The organism is Serratia sp. CoH_122_TC_1 (assembly GCF_058191755.1).
Map to the genome: position 1 here is coordinate 59,668 of NZ_JBXWLA010000018.1, position 20,965 is coordinate 80,632.

General features: G+C 53.8%; 13 protein-coding genes. 9 read left to right on the top strand and 4 right to left on the bottom strand.

Features of this window, described 5'->3' with window-relative positions:
* The first annotated feature begins 94 nt into the window (after positions 1-94).
* On the top strand, positions 95-961 hold the full coding sequence (locus AC2FC2_RS21140) for a helix-turn-helix domain-containing protein (protein WP_265556832.1): 867 nt from the start codon (positions 95-97) through the stop codon (positions 959-961).
* On the opposite strand, the gene AC2FC2_RS21145 is transcribed toward AC2FC2_RS21140, so the two are convergent.
* Together AC2FC2_RS21145 and AC2FC2_RS21150 are read right to left on the bottom strand one after the other, a co-directional pair.
* Complete coding sequence (locus tag AC2FC2_RS21145) at positions 885-1,937, bottom strand: XdhC family protein (protein WP_209637510.1); 1,053 nt, start codon at positions 1,935-1,937, stop codon at positions 885-887. The genes AC2FC2_RS21140 and AC2FC2_RS21145 overlap by 77 nt on opposite strands.
* 7 nt (positions 1,938-1,944) lie before the next feature.
* On the bottom strand, positions 1,945-2,529 hold the full coding sequence (locus tag AC2FC2_RS21150; protein WP_209637512.1) for a nucleotidyltransferase family protein: 585 nt from the start codon (positions 2,527-2,529) through the stop codon (positions 1,945-1,947).
* Between the two features lie 205 nt (positions 2,530-2,734).
* Here AC2FC2_RS21150 and AC2FC2_RS21155 point away from each other — a divergent pair, with 205 nt between their 5' ends.
* The 3 genes from AC2FC2_RS21155 to AC2FC2_RS21165 are packed head-to-tail and all read left to right on the top strand — an operon-like array spanning position 2,735 to position 7,310.
* On the top strand, positions 2,735-5,524 hold the full coding sequence (locus tag AC2FC2_RS21155; RefSeq protein ID WP_265556831.1) for a xanthine dehydrogenase family protein molybdopterin-binding subunit: 2,790 nt from the start codon (positions 2,735-2,737) through the stop codon (positions 5,522-5,524).
* Positions 5,521-6,075 (top strand): (2Fe-2S)-binding protein, encoded by a 555-nt coding sequence (locus tag AC2FC2_RS21160; RefSeq protein WP_209637516.1) that lies wholly within the window; start codon positions 5,521-5,523, stop codon positions 6,073-6,075. The genes AC2FC2_RS21155 and AC2FC2_RS21160 overlap by 4 nt, the downstream gene beginning before the upstream one ends.
* Positions 6,072-7,310, top strand: coding sequence for a c-type cytochrome (locus AC2FC2_RS21165; RefSeq protein ID WP_490659872.1), 1,239 nt, complete (start codon positions 6,072-6,074; stop codon positions 7,308-7,310). The genes AC2FC2_RS21160 and AC2FC2_RS21165 overlap by 4 nt, the downstream gene beginning before the upstream one ends.
* Positions 7,311-7,377: 67 nt before the next feature.
* On the opposite strand, the gene AC2FC2_RS21170 is transcribed toward AC2FC2_RS21165, so the two are convergent.
* A complete protein-coding gene (locus AC2FC2_RS21170; protein WP_209637520.1) occupies positions 7,378-8,757 on the bottom strand; it encodes an amino acid permease in 1,380 nt (459 codons plus the stop codon).
* Positions 8,758-9,390: 633 nt separating this feature from the next.
* Here AC2FC2_RS21170 and pdhR point away from each other — a divergent pair.
* The 5 genes from pdhR to acnB all read left to right on the top strand — a co-directional run bounded on the left by pdhR (position 9,391) and on the right by acnB (position 20,209).
* Positions 9,391-10,155, top strand: coding sequence for a pyruvate dehydrogenase complex transcriptional repressor PdhR (gene pdhR, locus AC2FC2_RS21175; RefSeq protein ID WP_020828585.1), 765 nt, complete (start codon positions 9,391-9,393; stop codon positions 10,153-10,155).
* 166 nt (positions 10,156-10,321) lie between these two features.
* Entirely contained in the window at positions 10,322-12,985 is a 2,664-nt protein-coding gene (gene aceE / locus AC2FC2_RS21180) for a pyruvate dehydrogenase (acetyl-transferring), homodimeric type (RefSeq protein ID WP_061807927.1), read from the top strand.
* Positions 12,986-12,998: 13 nt separating this feature from the next.
* Positions 12,999-14,882, top strand: coding sequence for a pyruvate dehydrogenase complex dihydrolipoyllysine-residue acetyltransferase (gene aceF / locus AC2FC2_RS21185; RefSeq protein WP_265556826.1), 1,884 nt, complete (start codon positions 12,999-13,001; stop codon positions 14,880-14,882).
* 356 nt (positions 14,883-15,238) lie between these two features.
* Positions 15,239-16,663, top strand: a complete 1,425-nt coding sequence (gene lpdA, locus AC2FC2_RS21190) for a dihydrolipoyl dehydrogenase (protein ID WP_012146711.1) — start codon at positions 15,239-15,241, stop codon at positions 16,661-16,663.
* Positions 16,664-17,611: 948 nt separating this feature from the next.
* A complete protein-coding gene (acnB, locus tag AC2FC2_RS21195; RefSeq protein ID WP_265556822.1) occupies positions 17,612-20,209 on the top strand; it encodes a bifunctional aconitate hydratase 2/2-methylisocitrate dehydratase in 2,598 nt (865 codons plus the stop codon).
* Between the two features lie 107 nt (positions 20,210-20,316).
* Here acnB and AC2FC2_RS21200 read toward each other — a convergent pair whose 3' ends face one another.
* Entirely contained in the window at positions 20,317-20,607 is a 291-nt protein-coding gene (locus AC2FC2_RS21200) for a hypothetical protein (protein WP_265556821.1), read from the bottom strand.
* Positions 20,608-20,965: the final 358 nt, after the last annotated feature.

Here is a 20,965-nt window from a genome sequence, read left to right on the forward strand (position 1 = left end):
CCTGCTGGACGCCACCTTTTAACCTGTATAACCTACGCGCTAAGCAGTATCACTCGCGTAAAGGCATATTTGGAATAGAAGGTTCGGCAAACACATGGAAACGCAGGAAAATCATATCAGGGAGTTGCTGGTCTGGATTGAAGACAACCTGACTAACCCACTGTCATTGGATATCGTTTCTGCCAAATCAGGCTACTCGAAATGGTATCTGCAGCGAATGTTCAAAACGCAAACCAACCTGTCGCTGGCCTCCTATATTCGCGCTCGTCGTTTGTATCTTGCCGCCTTCGCCTTACGTTTCACACGCAAAAGCATTCTTGATATTTCAATTGAATATCAATTTGATAACCAACAGACTTTCTCTCGTTGCTTCAAGAAGCACTTTGCTGAATCCCCCAGTGTTTACCGCCATGCCCGCAAGCAGGATTTCAGCCATTTGGTGCGTTCATTGTCGGTCAGTCAACCGGGTGACATCCAAGTGGACTGCATCAAGGTCGCCAAAGGCCAGTATGCGATCCGAGGCAAAAGTTATACTTACCATCTGGACATTGCCGATCTGGATAAATCGCATCTGCATATCCGCAGTAAGCTCAGAGAGAGATTCTATGCGTCGGTGGCTAGTCGGCCGGCGTTGACCTATGCACTCACCGAGTTTATTCCGGATGGTGAACAGGTCAGGGTCGAGTATGTTCTCGGTGTTGCAGCGGACTACCCCGTCAGCGACGATGCAGGTCTTGAGCCGCTGCCTGAAATTTACGGCGATTATTGCCGATTTTTCTACTCCGGCAAGCCTGTTGCCTTGCACGATCATGTCGTACAAATCTATACCCAGGCATTACCGGAGCTCGGCCTGGCCCGTCGTGAAGGGCCAGACATTACGATGTTCAACTATTCGCTGAATGAGCAGGAGGAGCTGCATCTTGAGCTCCAGCATCTGGTGCCAGTGACGCCCCTGGGCTGAGTGACCGAACGTCAGGCGTGCGGTTTTTTTGTTGCACAATATCGGCCATTACCGCCAGCGCAATTTCCGCCGGGGTTTTACTGCCGAGCGGCAGACCGATCGGGGCATGTATACGCTCCAATTCTTGTGGGCTGAACTCGGCAATTTGCTGCAGACGCTGGCGGCGTCGCGCACTGTTACGCAATGAACCCATGGCACCAATGTAAAAGGCGGGGGTGTGAATCGCCTCCATCAGCGTCAGGTCGTCCATGCGCGGATCGTGCGTTAGCGCCACAATCGCGGTATTGGCATGACAGCCGCCATCTTCAATAAATTTGGCCGGGAACTGGCGCAACAAGGTGACGTTGGGTCTGAGCTGCGCGGCAAAATTATCCAGCGCATCTGGGCGGTTTTCACAGACCAGCACTTCAAAACCCAATGAACTGGCGAAGTCGGCGCAATACAGGGCCACGCTGGATAACCCGGCGATCAGTAAACGCGGGGCTGCAGCGATATGCAAAGTGATGTGCGGGCCACGGCGCTCGACTTGGGTGGCGCTGGCAAAATCGGTCAGTGTCAGGCCGTTGCAAGCATCAGGTAAGGTCAGTCGTTTAATCAACGCGTGGTGCCCGTTGAGAGCACCGGCAATGGTAGTCAGATAGTCAATACTCTCATCACCGGCCGGTAGGTACTCAATCAACACTTCCAACACGCCGCCACAGGGCAGCGCGACGTTCGGTTCCAGTCCGCCTTCGCCGTAGCGGATCACCTGGCTGGCCGCCTGATACTCTCCAGCCGCCACACGCCGAAGAAAATCCTCTTCCACACAGCCGCCTGACAGCGAACCGCAATAATGCCCATCTTGGGTTGCCGCCAGCAATGCTCCCGGCGAGCGTGGCGAGGAGCCATAAGTATTCAGTACGGTGCACAGCCACACCGGTTGCTGTTTCAGCCAGTTTATCGCCTGGCTGACCACGCTGATATCGAGATGTTGCATAGATGATTTACTCGCTGACGGGGAGCTGCGACGGAAGATCAATATCCTGCACGACAGCGGGTTGTTCAACAGGAAGCAGATGCACCGGTTGCCCTTTAACTAGCTCTCGTGCCCCATTATCACCACGCAATTGGCACAGTTGTTTGCGCAATAGAGCGGAAAAACCGACCGGATGACCCGGTTGCTGCTGGAAAATGGGGCGAACAATGGCGTGTTGCTGCAGGGCGCTGGCCACCCGTTGGAAAACGGTGGGTGTAACGAACGGCATATCCGCCAAATGTATCAACCAGCCCTGCCAGTGGGGCGTTGCATTAACGCCCGCGGCGATGGAATCGCCAAGACCCGGGCTGGCGAGCAGCGTGGTCGCAACCTGATAAGTGGCGCAGATCTGTTGTACTTGCACGTTATCCGGTCGCGTGACTACCCATACCGGCAGGCCAGAAGCCAGTGCCTGACGCAGCGTTTGTTCAAACAGCGAGCGTTGTTGACCCGCACCATCCACAAACGCAGCATTTAATTTATTGCCTTCGCCACCGGCCTGGGAGAAACGTTCTCCACGTCCGGCGGCTGCGATCAGTATGCCTGCTGTCATTTTCCACGCCCGAATTTGCGCAACTTTTTATTACCTTACTAAAATTATGTGTTTTTGAGATGTATTTTTGTTGAAAACAACATGTTAATCATCACATAATTTTGGTTATAAGCATATGCTTATGACGTCTACGGCAAGGTCGTCAGCGTTTGCGCAACAACACCGCTGAATACAAAAATACAATAAAGATACGAAGGACTTTTTTATGAGCAATTTCAACCCGTCGCGGCGTCGCTTTATCAAAAGCGCCGTGATAGCGGGGGTATCCGTATACCTCGCGCCATTGTACAGCCGCGCCTATGCCGCACTGTTTGAGCAAAAAATACTCCAGTCCCCGAACTGGGATGCCCATGAAAAGCGTATACGCTTCCGTATTGATGGTCGCGCTAAAGTGATGGGGCAAAAAGTGTTCGCGCGTGACATCCGTGCGGTCGACATGCCGCATTGGCCGCAGCAGCAGGCACATGCCTTCGTTCTACGTGTGACCAAGGCCGACAGGCTGTTTGCGGGGATCGATCTCTCATTGCTGGGGGACGACTTACAACCAGACAGACTGGTAACGGCGGAGGATTTGGCCCGTGACGGCCTGGCGTTCCCAGCCTTCTACGGCGATGACATGCTGTTGCCCGTCGGCAAAACCCCAGCCTATCTCGGCCAAGCCGTGGCCATCCTGATTTATCATGATTTCGCGCGTTTCCGCTTTGCAAAAGACAAGCTGAAATTCCGTGAGGAAACCCTGAAATACGGGGCGGAAACCGGCCCGCTGCAGCGTGATCCCTGGGGGACATTCCGTTATGTGCGCGTTGGCGGAGATAAACCGTTTGACGACGATCGCTTCTCCAGCCTGAAAGACACGCCGATTTTCCCTGTATCGATGAAGAAACACCTGCCGGTTTGGCCAGAAGGCCGTGAAGGCGGCAAGCTGGATCAGGAAGGCATGTATTACGCCGGTATGATCGCCAATGAGCTGCAAACCCCGCCGGAAGACTGGCTGGTAATGTCGCGGCGCTACACGACGCAGTCAGTGGATACCTCTGCGCTGGAGCCGGACAACGCGAACGGTTGGTTCGACCCAGCGACCCAGACTTTGCATCTGGTGATACCTACCCAGTCACCGCAGGAAGTGGCAGATGAAATGCCGCGTATGCTGGCTAAGCATAATCCGCCGGTGAAACAGCTGATTCTGCACCCATGCTACACCGTTGGTTACGGTTCGAAAGATCACTATAACTTCCCGTACTACGGGGCGGTGGCGGCAATGTACGGTGATGGGCGTCCTGTACGCTTGGCCAATGACCGTTTTGAACAGTTCCAGACCGCGCTCAAACGCCACGCTTTCGACATGAATTACCGTATTGCGGTGAATCGGCACACCGGCGTGCTGCAGTCATTCCACGGCGAGATGACGGCAGACGGCGGCGGTCGTAGCAACTTTACGCCATCGGTAGTCATGGTGGCGGCAACCGCGGCGCAGTCGATCTACTACTTCCCGAAAAGCGATTTGTCTGCGGTGGGGTTAGCCTCACGTGCGATAGACGCAGGATCGGCACGTGGCTATGGCACGCTACAAAGCATGGCTGCCACCGAAATGATGGTGGATGAGCTGGCTGCCGAGCTGAAGATTGACCCGATCGAGTTCCGTTTGCGCAACGTGCTGAAATCCGGCATGAAAAATACCCAGGGTGCGATTCCTGCCGGGGCCATTCGTGCCGATGAAGTGCTGGAAAAGGCCGCCAAGCATGAGATGTGGTTGCAACGTGCCCAGCGTAAGGCGGAATTTGAAAGCCAGCACCCAGGCAAACGTTTTGGCGTTGGCTTCGGTTGCGTGCAAAAAGACTTCGGTACCGGTGCCGAGACTTCGTTCGCCCGTGTTGAACTGGCGGAAGATGGGCGCATCATGCTGCATCACAGCGGTGCGGAGATGGGGACCGGGATGTCGACTTCGCAGTCGGTGCTGTGTGCTCAGTGGCTGGGCAAACCGGCAGATGAGGCGCACTTCTCGGTGACCGATTGGTCGGTGTTACCAATGGTCACCAGCGGCGATCCTTATATCATGTCACAGGCCGATCAGGATCGGTTGCAAGCCAACCCAGCCTGGACACCAAGCTACTGTTCGCCGTCCAGTGCCAGTAACTCGGCATATTACTTCTCACACAGCACACGCGAAGCTGCACGGTTGATATTCGACCATGGTCTGTGGCCGGCGGCGATGGCCATTTGGCAATCCGGCATCGGCGGTGGCCAGGCTGCCCCCTTGGTGGTGCGCAGAGAAGACGCACGTTGGGTGGAAGGCGGGTTGACCGCTGCGGGTATGGAGGTGCTGAGCCTGGAACTGTTGGCGAAAAAAGCCTACCAGATGGGCGGGATCACCGGTGCGGCGGTGCACGTGTTCAACCGTTGGCAGTGGGCGGAAGCGGACTTCACCCTGGGCGGCAAGAGTGAACGTCTACCGATTGACGGGCTGGCGGTACGCAATGCCAACGGTGAGTTCAAGACGCTGGCGCGCAACCAGGTCTATTACCCACCGACTCAGCGCAATAACGCTGCGGTGACGTATTACAGTGCCGTCGGAACACTGGCGGAAGTGGCGGTGGATATCGCAACCGGCCAGGTGGAACTGTTGAACCACCATTCCATCATGGAGTGCGGCAACCTGATTGTGCCGGAACTGGTTTCTGGCCAATTGCAGGGTGGGTTGGCGATGGGTATCGGCCATGCGCTGCACGAATATTTACCGCTGTACGAAGACGGACCCGGTAACGGTACCTGGAACTTTAACCGTTATCACCTGCCGCGAGCCAGCGATGTGGCGGTCTGGAAACAGACTGATGACATCCTGCCCGCGCTGTCGGAAACCGATCCGCCAAAAGGTATGGCTGAAGTGGTGATGATCCCAGTGGTTGCCGCACTGGTCAACGCTATCGCCGACGCTACCGGCCATCGTTTCCGTGATTTGCCCGTTCGTGCAGAAAATATTCGTGAGGTATTACAATGAGCATTAAAACCCAGCCAATTTCCCTGACCATCAACGACAAGCAGTACGGCCCTATCGACGTGCCGGAAGGGCTGATGATGATCGATTTCCTGCATGAATATCTCGACCTGACCGGCTCACGCCTTGGCTGCGGGCAGGGGATTTGTCACGCCTGTGTGGCGATTGTCGATCATCCGAGCGGCACCAGTGAGGAAGTGCGTACCTGCATCACCGGCGCACATTTCTTCAGCGGCAAGAAAGTGCGCACGGTCGAAGGTCACGCCAAGGTGGATGAACAAGGCGAGGTCGTCGAGCTTTCCCCTATTCAGCAGGCTTTCCTGGAGCATTACAGCTTCCAGTGTGGCTACTGCACGCCGGGCTTTGTCAACGCTGCCACCATTTTCGTGGAAAAACTTAAGCGTGAACCGATAGCCCGCGAGCAACTGGAAAGCGCTATTGAACAGGCGCTGGACAGCCATATCTGCCGCTGTACGGGCTATGTGCGCTATTACGAAGCCGTACGTGATGTGGTGCTGAAAACCCCAGGTCTGGTGAAGGAGACTGCGCAATGAAGAAACGTCTCGCGCTGTTGATCCTGCTGGTGGTGATTGTCATCATTGCCGTGCTGTGGTGGCGTGAAAACCGCCATTATGATGGCCCTGTGCAGCAGGTGACGGCCAGTACTGAACAGGTTGCCCGTGGTCGTTATCTGGCTCAGGCTGCCGACTGTGCCGCCTGCCACACCGCCAGTGGCGGTGCGCCAATGGCTGGCGGTTATCCCCTTGATACGCCATTTGGCACGATCTACGGCAGTAACCTGACACCTTCTGCCGACCAAGGTATTGGCCGCTGGACCAAAGACGACTTCTTCCTGGCGCTGACTCAGGGTGTGGCACCCGGCGGGCGTCATCTGTATCCGGCGATGCCTTATACCTCGTATAAAGGCATGTCGCGCCAAGATGCCGATGATATCTATGCTTACCTGATGACTCGCCCGGCGGTAGATGTCGCCATTCCAGAAAACGCCATGCCATTCCCGTTCAATCAACGCATGGCGTTGATTGGCTGGAATCTGCTGTTCCGCAGCCAGGATCCGCTGCCGGCCAGCTCGCAGGGTGATTCAGCCCAGTGGCAGCGCGGTCGCTATCTGGCGGATACGCTGGGCCACTGTGGCGAATGTCACACGCCGCGCGGCATGCTGGGGCAGATGGATCTCGGCAAACCGATGCAGGGCGGTGATTTGGGGCGCTTTATGGCGCCGAACATTACGCCGCATGGGTTGGCACAACGCGGTTGGACGCCGGACGATCTGAGCCGTTTCCTCGCGACCGGTATAGCACCGCAGGGTTCCGCTTTCAGCGAGATGCATATGGTGGTCGATCTCAGCACGCGTCACCTGACGCCGGAAGATCATCAGGCGTTGGCGACCTATCTGATGGGTGAGCAACCGCCGGCAGCAGTACCGGTCAAAATCGGCCAGGGTAGCGATGCCGGACGCATCAGCTATCTGGATCAGTGCTCGGGTTGCCATGCGCGTGAAGGCGAGGGTAAACCGCACGTGGCGGTGGCGATGCGCGATAACGCCACGCTGCGCCAACCGGACGCAAAAAACCTGATTGTCTCGGTACTGGACGGTTTGCCGGCGCAGCAATTCCCTAACGATGAAAGTATGCAAAGCATGCCAGCCTTTGGCGACCGGCTGGATGATGCGCAGGTGGCGGAACTGGTGAACTATCTGCGTGTGACCTGGGGCGGATTACCGGCGGATGTGACTGCCGAACAGGTGAAAGCCTTGCGTCATAAATAGGTTGAGTTAAGCTAAAAAAATGGCCCGCAGACGATCAATCTGCGGGCCATTTTGTTTTGGGAAAAGCTTATCCGCGGTGGGTTGCGCTTACTGCGCGCTGGCTACGCTGCTTGACGGCGTAACCGATGGCCAGTACCGCTACCCAAACGGGGATCAGCAACACCGAGATTTGAATCCCCGGCGTCAGGTACATGATCACCAGAATGCCGGCCATGAACACCAGGCACAGGTAGTTGCTGAACGGATACCAGAAGGCTTTGAACTTTGGTTCTACGCCTTCACGGTTCTTGGCTGCACGGAACTTCAGGTGTGCCAGGCTGATCATCGCCCAGTTAATCACCAGTGCCGATACCACCAACGCCATCAGCAGTTCGAAGGCGCGGCCAGGGATCAGATAGTTAATCAGCACACAGAATGCCGTGGCCGTTGCGGAGACGGCAATCGCAATGACGGGCACCCCGCGGCCATCGACCTTCAGCAAACTCTTCGGACCATTACCCTGTTTAGCCAAGCCGTACAGCATGCGGCTGTTACAGTAAACACAGCTGTTGTACACCGACAGCGCGGCGGTCAACACCACGACGTTCAGTACCGTTGCCACCAGGTTGCTGTTCAGTGCGTGGAAGATAAGTACGAACGGACTGCCGCCTTCAACCACTTTCCCCCACGGGTACAGTGACAGCAGGATTGCCAGTGAACCGATATAGAACAGCAGGATACGGTAGATGACCTGGTTGGTCGCTTTAGGAATGCTTTTCTGTGGGTTGTCTGCTTCCGCTGCGGTGATGCCGACCAGTTCCAGCCCGCCGAACGAGAACATGATCACCGCCATTGCCATCACCAGCCCCATGATGCCGTTCGGGAAGAACCCGCCCTGAGCCCACAGGTTGGTCACGGTGGCCTCTGGGCCCCCCATGCCGCTAAACAGCAAATAGGCGCCGAACACGATCATGCCGATAATCGCCACGACCTTGATAATGGCGAACCAGAATTCCATTTCGCCATACACCTTCACGTTTGCCAGGTTGATGGCGTTAATGGCCAGGAAGAACACTGCCGCAGACACCCAGGTTGGGATCTCGGGCCACCAGTACTGCACATAGATACCGACCGCGGTCAGTTCCGCCATGGCAACCAAAACGTACAGCACCCAGTAGTTCCAGCCGGAAGCAAAACCGGCGAAGTTGCCCCAGTATTTGTAGGCAAAGTGACTAAAGGAACCGGCAACCGGCTCTTCTACCACCATTTCACCCAGTTGGCGCATGATCAGAAATGCGATAAAGCCGCCAATGGCATAGCCGAGAATAACCGATGGACCGGCCATCTTTATTGTTTGCGCGATACCGAGAAATAGCCCGGTACCAATAGCGCCCCCTAAAGCAATAAGCTGAATATGGCGGTTTTTCAGGCCGCGTTTCAGCTGGTCGCCATGCTGTTGACCATCCATTAATGAAACCCTCTGTCGTTGCAGAATTACTCACATGCTGTAAAGCAGTGGTTACGATGTGTGTTTTGTTTTATTTACGGCGTTATATCTATTAATTCCACGGAGCCGCTACCGTTTGGCAAAGAATAATGTTATGCGCTTCAGTTTGCACCTGCTTTATGTTGTGAGTGATTAAGATTTCAGCAGTTTAGGAAACAAAATGCGGGTTGTGTGACGGCAGGGGGGATTCAATGCATGAAATAAGCAATAACTCACATAATGCGCAAAAATAATTTAGATGGCGTGGGTTGTCGGTGGCGAAGTATTAACCGGTTAAATGGACCTTTTGCGATGCAAATAGGTATTCGTTAAAGCTTAATAAACATGCAGTAATATCCTGCCCTTGAGGCCTCAGTCTGCTGACTGGAAGGTTTCGCAAAAGTTAAATCAAGAACCTACCGCGTAAATGGTATTACCACGCGTGCGTTAGCGGTTTGCAGCAGGTCTGGAATTGAGGTGTTAAAATGTGCGGGTAACCTGATTTCGATCAAGGCCCATATGGACAGGAGGTGAATACTTTGTTACTTTACCGTCACGTTTTTGAAATTGGTATTACCAATTGACTCCGCGCCATTCGCAGAGAAGAATTCACCCATGGCCTACAGCAAAATCCGCCAACCCAAGTTGTCAGATGTGATTGAGCAGCAGCTCGAACACCTGATCCTCGAGGGTACACTGCGTCCAGGCGAGAAACTGCCACCGGAGCGCGAACTGGCGAAACAATTTGATGTTTCCCGTCCTTCTCTGAGAGAGGCCATCCAGCGCCTGGAAGCTAAAGGGCTGCTCCTGCGCCGTCAGGGCGGTGGCACCTTCGTACAAACTAATCTGTGGCAGAGCTTCAGCGATCCGCTGGCTGAACTGCTGGCCGACCATCCTGAATCGCAATTCGATCTGTTAGAAACCCGTCATGCCCTCGAAGGCATTGCTGCCTATTACGCGGCGTTGCGCGGGACCGACGAAGATCTGGCACGCATCCGCGATTGCCACATTGTGATTCAGCAGGCCCAGGAAAGCGGCGATCTTGACGCCGAAGCGGACGCGGTCATGCAGTACCAAATCGCCGTGACCGAAGCTGCCCATAACGTTGTGTTACTGCACCTGCTGCGCTGTATGGGGCCGATGCTGGAACAGAACGTACGACAGAACTTTGAATTGCTCTACTCGCGCCGTGAGATGTTGGCAAAAGTGAGCAGCCACCGCGCCGGAATTTTTGAGGCGATAGTGGCACGCGAGCCGGAAAAGGCTCGTGAAGCCTCGCACCGCCATTTGGCGTTTATCGAGGAAATCTTGCTGGATCTCAGTCGGGAGCATACTCGACGCGAGAGATCGCTGCGGCGTCTCCAGCAACGCAAGGATTAAGAACGGTTCTCTTCAGGGTACACCAGCCTGTGGGGCTTACGTTCGAAGTGCTTAGTTAAGCATTTAAGCGGCAACTAAACTGATGGGCCTGTCTTCGTGTGTTTTGCCTCAGAACACAGGAAGACAGGCTCCAAAACAAACCATTAGACAGATAAGGAATACCACCATGTCAGAACGTTTAAACAATGACGTGGATCCGATCGAAACCCGCGACTGGCTGCAGGCGATCGAATCGGTCATCCGTGAAGAGGGTGTTGAGCGAGCTCAGTTTCTGATTGATCAGGTTCTGGGTGAAGCCCGTAAAGGCGGTGTTAGTGTTGCAGCCGGTGCTGCAGCTCACAACTACGTCAACACCATCGCGGTGGAAGACGAACCTGCTTACCCTGGTAACTTGGATCTTGAACGTCGTATCCGCAGCGCCATTCGCTGGAATGCGGTAATGACCGTTCTTCGTGCTTCCAAAAAAGATCTGGACCTGGGCGGCCACATGGCTTCCTTCCAGTCTTCTGCGACCTTCTATGAAGTCTGCTTCAACCACTTCTTCCGTGCACGCAACGAGCAAGATGGCGGCGATCTGGTTTACTTCCAGGGCCACATCTCTCCGGGCGTTTACGCACGTGCCTTCCTTGAAGGCCGCTTGACCGAAGACCAAATGAACAACTTCCGTCAGGAAGTTCACGGTAAAGGCTTGTCCTCTTACCCGCATCCAAAACTGATGCCTGAATTCTGGCAGTTCCCGACCGTTTCTATGGGTCTGGGTCCAATCAGCGCCATCTATCAAGCGAAGTTCCTGAAATATCTGGAACACCGTGGCCTGAAAAATACCTCTGCTCAAACCGTTTACGCCTTCCTGGGCGATGGCGAGATGGACGAGCCAGAATCCAAGGGCGCGATCACTATCGCTACCCGTGAGAAGCTCGACAACCTGGTCTTTGTCATCAACTGTAACTTGCAGCGTCTGGATGGCCCGGTCACCGGTAACGGCAAGATCATCAATGAACTGGAAGGCATCTTCGCTGGCGCTGGCTGGCAGGTACTGAAAGTCATTTGGGGTGGTCGTTGGGACGAGCTGCTGCGTAAAGACACCAGCGGCAAGCTGATCCAACTGATGAACGAAACCCTGGACGGCGATTACCAGACCTTCAAATCCAAAGACGGCGCTTATGTCCGTGAGCACTTCTTCGGCCGCTTCCCAGAAACCGCTGCTCTGGTCAAAGACATGACCGACGACGAAATCTGGGCGCTGAACCGTGGTGGTCACGATCCGAAGAAAGTCTTTGCTGCACTGAAAAAAGCGCAGGACACCCAAGGCAAACCAACCGTTATCCTGGCCCATACCATCAAAGGTTACGGCATGGGTGAAACCGCGGAAGGTAAAAACATTGCTCACCAGGTGAAGAAAATGAACATGGAAGGGGTTCACCACTTCCGCGATCGTTTCAATGTGCCGGTTGCCGATGCTGACATCGAAAAACTGCCATACATCACCTTCGAGAAAGAGTCTGAAGAGTACAAATACCTGCACGAGCGCCGCCAGGCACTGAAAGGTTATGTACCGACCCGTCTGCCAGCGTTCACCCAGAAACTGGAAATGCCGGCACTGGAAGACTTCAGCTCACTGCTGGAAGAGCAGAACAAAGAAATCTCTACCACCATCGCCTTCGTGCGTGCCCTGAACGTGATGTTGAAGAACAAGTCGATCAAAGATCGCCTGGTTCCAATCATCGCCGACGAAGCGCGTACCTTTGGTATGGAAGGTCTGTTCCGTCAGATCGGTATCTACAGCCCGAACGGCCAGCAGTACACCCCGCAGGACCGTGAGCAGGTTGCTTACTACAAAGAAGACGAGAAAGGCCAGATCCTGCAGGAAGGCATCAACGAACTGGGCGCAGCATCTTCATGGCTGGCCGCAGCGACGTCTTACAGCACCAACGATCTGCCAATGATTCCGTTCTACATCTACTATTCGATGTTCGGTTTCCAGCGTATCGGTGACCTGTGCTGGGCAGCAGGCGACCAACAGGCTCGCGGCTTCCTGATCGGCGGTACTTCCGGTCGTACCACCCTGAACGGTGAAGGTCTGCAGCACGAAGACGGCCACAGCCACATCCAGTCCCTGACTATCCCTAACTGTATCTCTTACGATCCAGCTTACGCATACGAAGTGGCAGTGATCATGCACGACGGTCTGGTCCGCATGTACGGTGACGCACAAGAAAACGTCTACTACTACATCACCACACTGAACGAAAACTACCACATGCCGGCAATGCCGCAGGGTGCAGAAGAAGGTATCCGTAAAGGTATCTACAAGCTGGACACTCTGGCAGGCAGCAAAGGTAAGGTTCAGTTGCTGGGTTCAGGTTCTATTCTGCGTCACGTACGTGATGCGGCGAAGATCCTGGCAGACGACTACGGTGTTGGCTCTGACATCTACAGCGTGACTTCCTTCACTGAACTGGCGCGTGACGGCCAGGATTGTGAGCGTTGGAACATGTTGCACCCAACCGAAACCCCACGCGTACCTTACATTGCTCAGGTGATGAACGATGCGCCAGCGGTTGCGTCTACCGACTACATGAAGCTGTTCGCAGAACAGGTTCGTACTTACGTTCCAGCCAGCGACTATCGCGTACTGGGTACTGACGGCTTCGGTCGTTCAGACAGCCGCGAAAACCTGCGCCACCACTTTGAAGTTGATGCTTCTTACGTTGTGGTTGCTGCACTGGGTGAACTGGCTAAACGCGGTGAAATCGAAGCTTCTGTGGTAGCTGATGCGATTAAGAAATTCGACATCAACCCAGAAAAAGTTAACCCGCGTCTGGCATAAGAGGTACTGAAGAATGTCTATCGAAATTAAAGTACCGGACATCGGTGCAGACGAAGTGGAAATCACCGAAATTCTGGTGAAGGTTGGCGATAAAGTTGAAGCAGAACAATCGCTGATCACCGTTGAAGGTGATAAAGCTTCCATGGAAGTCCCATCCCCGCAGGCGGGTGTGGTTAAAGAGATCAAGGTTTCCGTCGGTGATAAAACCGAAACGGGCAAACTGCTGATGATCTTTGAAGCAGAAGGCGCAGCGGCTGCTGCGCCAGCGGCCAAGGCGGAAGAAAAACCGGCTGCTGCTCCTGCTGCGCCGGCTGCCGCTGCAGCCAAAGACGTTGCGGTACCAGACATTGGTGCTGACGAAGTTGAAGTCACCGAGATCCTGGTGAAAGTGGGCGATAAGGTGGAAGCCGAGCAGTCCCTGATCACCGTTGAAGGCGATAAAGCGTCAATGGAAGTTCCGGCACCGTTCGCGGGCACCGTGAAAGAGATCAAGATCGCTACCGGCGACAAAGTCACCACCGGTTCCCTGATCATGGTATTCGAAGTGGCTGGCGCAGCATCTGCTGCGGCTCCAGCAGCGGCACAAGCACCGGCGGCCGCTGCGGCACCGGCTGCGTCTGCAGCTAAAGACGTTGCAGTGCCGGACATCGGTGGCGACGAAGTAGAAGTGACCGAAGTGATGGTGAAAGTGGGCGACAAAGTTGCCGCTGAACAGTCACTGATCACCGTTGAAGGTGACAAGGCTTCTATGGAAGTGCCGGCACCGTTCGCAGGTACCGTAAAAGAAATCAAAATCAGCGCCGGTGACAAAGTGAAAACCGGTTCTCTGATCATGGTATTCGAAGTTGAAGGCGCTGCGCCTGCTGCTGCGGCACCTGCCCAGAAAGCAGAAGCTGCACCGGCTCCGGCTGCCAGCCCGGCACCTGCCGCGCAGGCTGCTCCAGCTGCCAAAGGCGAGTTCGCTGAGAACGACGCTTATGTGCATGCTACCCCGGTCATTCGCCGTCTGGCGCGTGAATTCGGCGTAAACCTGGCGAAAGTGAAAGGCACCGGTCGTAAAGGCCGTATCCTGCGCGAAGACGTTCAGACTTACGTGAAAGACGCGGTCAAACGTGCAGAAGCGGCGCCAACTGCTGCTGCCGGTGGCGGTCTGCCAGGTATGCTGCCTTGGCCGAAAGTGGACTTCAGCAAGTTCGGTGAGATTGAAGAAGTTGAACTGGGTCGCATTCAGAAAATCTCTGGTGCTAACCTGAGCCGTAACTGGGTGATGATCCCGCACGTTACGCACTTCGACAAAACAGACATTACCGATCTGGAAGCTTTCCGTAAGCAACAGAACGAAGAAGCGGCTAAACGTAAGCTGGATGTGAAGTTCACCCCTGTGGTGTTCATCATGAAAGCTGTTGCCGCTGCTCTGGAGCAGATGCCGCGCTTCAACAGTTCTCTGTCCGAAGATGGCCAGAAGCTGACGTTGAAGAAATACATCAACGTAGGTGTTGCGGTTGATACGCCAAACGGTCTGGTTGTGCCGGTATTCAAAGATGTGAACAAGAAGAGCATCACTGAACTGTCCCGCGAACTGATGGCTATCTCCAAGAAAGCACGTGACGGTAAGCTGACCGCAGGCGAAATGCAGGGCGGGTGTTTCACCATCTCTAGCCTGGGCGGTATCGGGACGACTCACTTCGCACCGATCGTGAATGCACCAGAAGTTGCTATCTTGGGCGTTTCCAAGTCTGCTATGGAACCGGTCTGGAACGGTAAAGAGTTCGTTCCGCGCCTGATGATGCCAATGTCGCTCTCCTTCGACCACCGTGTCATTGACGGTGCTGATGGTGCGCGCTTTATTACCATCATCAACAACATGCTGGCGGATATCCGCCGTATGGTTATGTGATAAAAAAAGGGCGCAGCATGCTGCGCCCTTACTACTTCAGTAGCAGTTTTGTCGGTTTTTGCATGACTCGACAAAATTGTTGAGACACGGGTCACTCGAACACGCTTTGCAGATTATTAACAATTCTGTAAACTGCTCGCGGTGTAAGCGTCCCGGTGGATGAAGGGCGTTATGAGATCGATTAATAACATACCTTAAATAATTGCAGTTGCATCAAGGCGGCAAGTGAGTGAATCCCGTCGAGCTTACGTCAGTAAGTGATTCGGGTGAATGAACCTAGCCAACGCAGAGGCAGCTTCGAGTATGACGGGTATAAATGACGTCTGACCCGCCGGACAATAAATTAAGAGGTCATGATGAGTACTGAAATTAAAACTCAGGTCGTGGTACTTGGGGCGGGCCCGGCAGGTTACTCTGCTGCCTTTCGTTGCGCTGACTTAGGTCTTGAAACCGTTCTGGTTGAACGTTATTCCACTCTGGGCGGTGTTTGCCTGAACGTGGGATGTATCCCTTCCAAAGCACTGTTGCACGTTGCCAAAGTGATCGAAGAAGCCAAAGCCTTGGCCGAACACGGCATCGTTTTCGGCGAGCCGAAAACTGACATCGACAAAGTGCGTGTTTGGAAAGAAAAAGTCATCAATCAGCTGACCGGCGGTCTGGCTGGTATGGCTAAAGGCCGTAAAGTGAAAGTGGTTAACGGCCTGGGCAAGTTCACCGGCGCTAACACCCTGGTTGTTGAAGGCGAAAATGGCCCAACGACTATCAACTTCGACAATGCCATCATTGCCGCAGGTTCTCGTCCGATCCAACTGCCATTCATTCCTCATGAAGATCCACGCGTGTGGGACTCTACCGATGCACTGGAACTGAAAACCGTCCCAGAGCGTCTGCTGGTCATGGGCGGCGGTATCATCGGCCTGGAAATGGGCACCGTATACCATGCGCTGGGTTCACAGATCGACGTAGTCGAAATGTTTGACCAGGTGATCCCGGCAGCGGATAAAGACGTGGTGAAAGTCTTCACCAAACGCATCAGCAAGCAGTTCAACCTGATGCTGGAAACCAAAGTGACCGCGGTAGAAGCCAAAGAAGACGGCATCTATGTCACGATGGAAGGTAAGAAAGCACCTGCAGAACCACAGCGTTACGACGCGGTGCTGGTTGCTATCGGTCGTGTACCGAACGGCAAGCTGTTGGAAGCGGGTAAAGCCGGTGTTGAAGTTGACGAACGTGGCTTCATTAACGTCGACAAACAACTGCGCACCAACGTGCCGCACATCTTCGCTATCGGCGACATCGTCGGTCAACCGATGCTGGCGCACAAAGGCGTGCATGAAGGCCACGTTGCCGCTGAAGTTATCGCCGGCATGAAACACTACTTCGACCCGAAAGTTATCCCATCAATCGCTTATACCGAGCCGGAAGTTGCATGGGTAGGTCTGACCGAGAAAGAAGCAAAAGAGAAAGGCATCAGCTACGAAACATCCACCTTCCCGTGGGCTGCTTCAGGCCGTGCTATCGCTTCTGATTGTGCTGACGGCATGACCAAACTGATCTTCGACAAAGAAACTCACCGTATCATCGGTGGTGCGATTGTCGGCACCAACGGCGGCGAGCTGCTGGGTGAGATCGGTCTGGCTATCGAGATGGGTTGTGACGCAGAAGACATCGCGCTGACTATCCATGCTCACCCAACCCTGCACGAATCCGTAGGCTTGGCAGCTGAGATCTACGAAGGCAGCATCACCGATCTGCCTAACCCGAAAGCCAAGAAGAAGTAATTCTGCTGGTTTGAAAGGGTAATAAGCGGCTCCTGTAAAGGGGCCGTTTTTTTATGGGCGGAATTCAGTAAAAGGCCGCTCAATGAGCGGCCAGTAGCTTACTTGTTCTGGAATATAACGTTCAGTGTCAGGTTGTTGCCGTTAATCGACCAACCCCCTTTGTTCACGCCAAACGCCGATCCCAGTACAATGAGCAGGATAAACATAGAACTCCCTTTCATTGCGCGATCACTGTGGAACCACGACCACCGCGACTTCACCGGAAAAATCCCGGCGGAACAAGCGCTCGGTAGCGCCTGTATCGCAGTAGTTGCAGCACTGTTCTCAAGCCCGATGACCAGCTGCTAAACCGGCAGAACAGACCCGCATTAATAGTACGTTGAAATAAACTGTTGGACATTCTTTTTGTTGATTTTTTAATCGCTCTTGCGCACAATGTCCCTGCTTTGTGGCGCTTGTATCGTTCTTTAACGATGTAAGAAATCCGTAAGGTGCCTGCTAACACCGAACGGAACAAGAGAACCGCCTTCACCTGGGGCGGTTTTTTTGTGTCTTTCGCTCTCAACTTTCGATTTTTGCAACCGTTAACCATTGTAAGTGAGTGGGTATTGTGTTGTTCTCATCAGGCTGAATTATGGTGTAGACGGAACCGTCCTACAGCCCCGGCTGGCAGGTGTAGCAGCCGATTACACTGCGCTCAACGATTCAGCAAAGATTTAATGTTGCTTTTATGTGAACGAATTAACAACCAATTCAAATCCTGATATGCTGGCTGAGCGGAACCGGGCACTGTACTTACAGTCCAGGACATCGACAGCAGTGCCCCGTCAGGATCAATGGCATCAACACCGTGCGCTAAACCCGGTTTGAAGATATACCCTGTGGCTTAAAGGCGACGGGTACAAAACGCCAGGCACAATAAATGACAATGAGAGCGAGGAGAATGTCGTGCTAGAAGAATACCGTAAGCACGTAGCCGAGCGTGCTGCAGAGGGCATCGTCCCTAAGCCGTTAGACGCCACCCAAATGGCAGCGCTGGTTGAATCATTAAAGAATCCGCCAAAAGGCGAAGAAGAATTCCTGTTAGACCTGCTGATTAACCGTGTACCACCAGGCGTCGACGAAGCCGCCTATGTCAAAGCAGGTTTCCTGGCGGCCATCGCCAAAGGCGAAGCAACATCTCCCCTGATTACCCCAGAGAAAGCCATTGAACTGTTAGGCACCATGCAGGGTGGCTACAACATTCATCCGCTGATTGACGCGTTGGATAACGAAAAGCTGGCACCGATTGCTGCTAAAGCGTTGTCCCATACGCTGCTGATGTTTGACAACTTCTATGACGTAGAAGAAAAAGCCAAAGCGGGTAATCCGCACGCCAAGCAGATCATGCAGTCCTGGGCCGATGCCGAATGGTATCTGTCACGTCCAAAATTGGCAGAAAAACTCACCGTTACCGTGTTCAAAGTCACTGGTGAAACCAATACCGATGATCTGTCACCGGCGCCGGATGCCTGGTCTCGTCCAGATATCCCCTTGCACGCCTTGGCGATGCTGAAGAACGAACGTGAAGGTATCGTGCCGGATCAGCCGGGCAGTGTTGGCCCGATCAAGCAAATCGAACTGCTGAACAAAAAAGGCTTCCCCCTGGCCTATGTCGGTGACGTGGTCGGTACCGGTTCTTCCCGTAAATCGGCCACCAACTCGGTATTGTGGTTTATGGGTGACGACATCCCGTATGTGCCTAACAAGCGCGGTGGTGGTGTGGTACTGGGCGGTAAAATTGCGCCAATCTTCTTCAACACCATGGAAGATGCCGGTGCGCTGCCGATTGAAGTGGACGTGAATGACCTGAACATGGGTGACGTGATCGACGTCTATCCGTACAAAGGCGAAGTGCGTAACCATGAAACGGGCGAACTGATCGCGAACTTCGAACTGAAAACCGATGTGCTGCTTGATGAAGTGCGCGCCGGTGGCCGTATCCCGCTGATCATCGGCCGTGGCTTGACCACTAAAGCTCGTGAAGCGCTGGGCTTGCCGCACAGCGACGTGTTCCGTGTTGCCAAAGAAGTGGCAGCCAGCAACAAAGGCTTCTCACTGGCGCAGAAAATGGTTGGCCGCGCCTGTGGCGTTGCCGGCGTGCGTCCGGGTGAATATTGTGAACCTAAGATGACCTCTGTTGGTTCTCAGGACACCACCGGCCCGATGACCCGTGACGAGCTCAAAGATCTGGCCTGTCTGGGTTTCTCTGCCGATCTGGTGATGCAGTCCTTCTGTCACACAGCCGCGTACCCTAAACCGGTTGACGTGACCACGCACCACACGCTGCCAGACTTTATTATGAACCGTGGCGGTGTATCGCTGCGTCCAGGCGACGGTGTTATCCACTCCTGGTTGAACCGTATGCTGCTGCCGGATACTGTAGGTACCGGTGGTGACTCACATACCCGTTTCCCGATCGGTATTTCTTTCCCTGCGGGTTCTGGTCTGGTGGCCTTTGCTGCTGCGACCGGCGTTATGCCGTTGGATATGCCAGAATCCGTTCTGGTTCGCTTCAAAGGCAAAATGCAGCCGGGCATCACTTTACGTGACCTGGTACATGCTATCCCTTACTACGCGATCCAACAGGGTCTGCTGACGGTGGAGAAAAAGGGCAAGAAGAACATCTTCTCCGGTCGTATCCTGGAAATTGAAGGCCTGCCGGATCTGAAAGTTGAGCAGGCATTTGAACTGACCGATGCTTCTGCTGAACGTTCTGCTGCCGGTTGTACCATCAAGCTGGATAAGGCGCCGATCCAAGAGTACCTGAACTCCAACATCGTGCTGCTGAAGTGGATGATCTCCGAAGGTTACGGCGATCGCCGTACGTTGGAGCGTCGTATCCAGGGCATGGAAAAATGGCTGGCGGATCCACAATTGATGGAAGGCGATGCGGATGCAGAATACGCCGCGGTGATCGACATCGATCTGGCCGAGATTACTCAGCCAATCCTGTGTGCACCAAACGATCCTGACGATGCGCGCCTGCTGTCCGACGTGGCCAACAGCAAGATCGATGAAGTGTTCATCGGCTCTTGCATGACCAACATCGGTCACTTCCGTGCTGCCGGCAAGCTGCTGGATCAGCACAAGGGTCAGCTGCCAACGCGTCTGTGGGTTGCTCCACCAACCAAGATGGATGCGGCTCAGTTGACCGAAGAAGGCTACTACAGCGTATTCGGCAAGAGCGGCGCGCGTATCGAGATCCCGGGCTGTTCACTGTGCATGGGTAACCAGGCGCGTGTGGCTGACGGTGCGACGGTGGTTTCCACTTCGACCCGTAACTTCCCGAACCGTCTGGGGACCGGCGCTAATGTCTATCTGGCGTCTGCAGAATTGGCTGCGGTTGCTTCGTTGCTGGGTCGTCTGCCAACGCCGGACGAGTATCAGACTTATATGGCGCAGGTCGACAAGACAGCGGCGGATACCTACCGTTATCTGAACTTTGACCAACTGGGCCAGTACACTGAAAAAGCTGACGGCGTGATTTTCCAAACCGCGGTTTAATTGAGTGACAGAGTCGTCATGTGAAGCGGGGGCCTATAAAGGCCCCCGTTTTTTATGGCAATCATGCCTGCTTGTTTTCATGCTCACAAAATGGGGTTACCCACTGTCTACTTTTTGAAGATTTCAACGTGGATGTCTTTATGGTCGCTTTCCTGGCCGGATGCACCGACAATTCGGTAGTAGCAATCTTTGCCGCTCAATCCGCTGAGTTCATTGCATTTTTGATCGACAGCGTTGGAGATGCCTTTATGTCCGACGGTTGGCACGCCGGTTTGTTGGATTGAGAGGTCGCCGAGTTTTGTATAGCTGGCAGAATCTTCGAGGGTGATCTGCTTGGCGGCAAAAGAAGACGCCGAGAAAATAATGCTCAGTGCTACGATTGGGATAATGTATTTCATGGCACACATCCTGATCTTGATGATAGATATGAAGGCGATGAAATCGCCTCTGGCCGGTATTGAACTTTTATTAAAGCTCCATAATGTAAAAGCTAATCGATATTTGCAGAAAGTCAAAAGAGAAGGATTGTCATGGCTATAATAATATATTTATTTTTCAATGGCATATTGTTTTTATTTGCCTTATTTTGACATGCATCTTCACTTTCTTTACATTGTTCGAATAAATAAGATTATTGAACATTTTCCATGATCCTGCCTTACCCATATCTCGAAATAAGCCGTTCTGGTTTACTTTTCTCCCGGCAATAACGCCAACTTTTCTTTCTATTTTTTATAACAACTTGATTAAGTTAAT

What these genes read in the sequence shown, in the direction of transcription:
- AC2FC2_RS21155 (WP_265556831.1), top strand. Translation starts at nt 2,735, where the DNA reads ATGAGCAATTTCAACCCGTCGCGGCGTCGCTTTATCAAAAGCGCCGTG.
- AC2FC2_RS21150 (WP_209637512.1), bottom strand. Translation starts at nt 2,529, where the DNA reads ATGACAGCAGGCATACTGATCGCAGCCGCCGGACGTGGAGAACGTTTC.
- AC2FC2_RS21165 (WP_490659872.1), top strand. Translation starts at nt 6,072, where the DNA reads ATGAAGAAACGTCTCGCGCTGTTGATCCTGCTGGTGGTGATTGTCATC.
- AC2FC2_RS21170 (WP_209637520.1), bottom strand. Translation starts at nt 8,757, where the DNA reads ATGGATGGTCAACAGCATGGCGACCAGCTGAAACGCGGCCTGAAAAAC.
- AC2FC2_RS21200 (WP_265556821.1), bottom strand. Translation starts at nt 20,607, where the DNA reads ATGAAATACATTATCCCAATCGTAGCACTGAGCATTATTTTCTCGGCG.
- aceF (WP_265556826.1), top strand. Translation starts at nt 12,999, where the DNA reads ATGTCTATCGAAATTAAAGTACCGGACATCGGTGCAGACGAAGTGGAA.
- pdhR (WP_020828585.1), top strand. Translation starts at nt 9,391, where the DNA reads ATGGCCTACAGCAAAATCCGCCAACCCAAGTTGTCAGATGTGATTGAG.
- AC2FC2_RS21160 (WP_209637516.1), top strand. Translation starts at nt 5,521, where the DNA reads ATGAGCATTAAAACCCAGCCAATTTCCCTGACCATCAACGACAAGCAG.
- lpdA (WP_012146711.1), top strand. Translation starts at nt 15,239, where the DNA reads ATGAGTACTGAAATTAAAACTCAGGTCGTGGTACTTGGGGCGGGCCCG.
- AC2FC2_RS21140 (WP_265556832.1), top strand. Translation starts at nt 95, where the DNA reads ATGGAAACGCAGGAAAATCATATCAGGGAGTTGCTGGTCTGGATTGAA.
- aceE (WP_061807927.1), top strand. Translation starts at nt 10,322, where the DNA reads ATGTCAGAACGTTTAAACAATGACGTGGATCCGATCGAAACCCGCGAC.
- AC2FC2_RS21145 (WP_209637510.1), bottom strand. Translation starts at nt 1,937, where the DNA reads ATGCAACATCTCGATATCAGCGTGGTCAGCCAGGCGATAAACTGGCTG.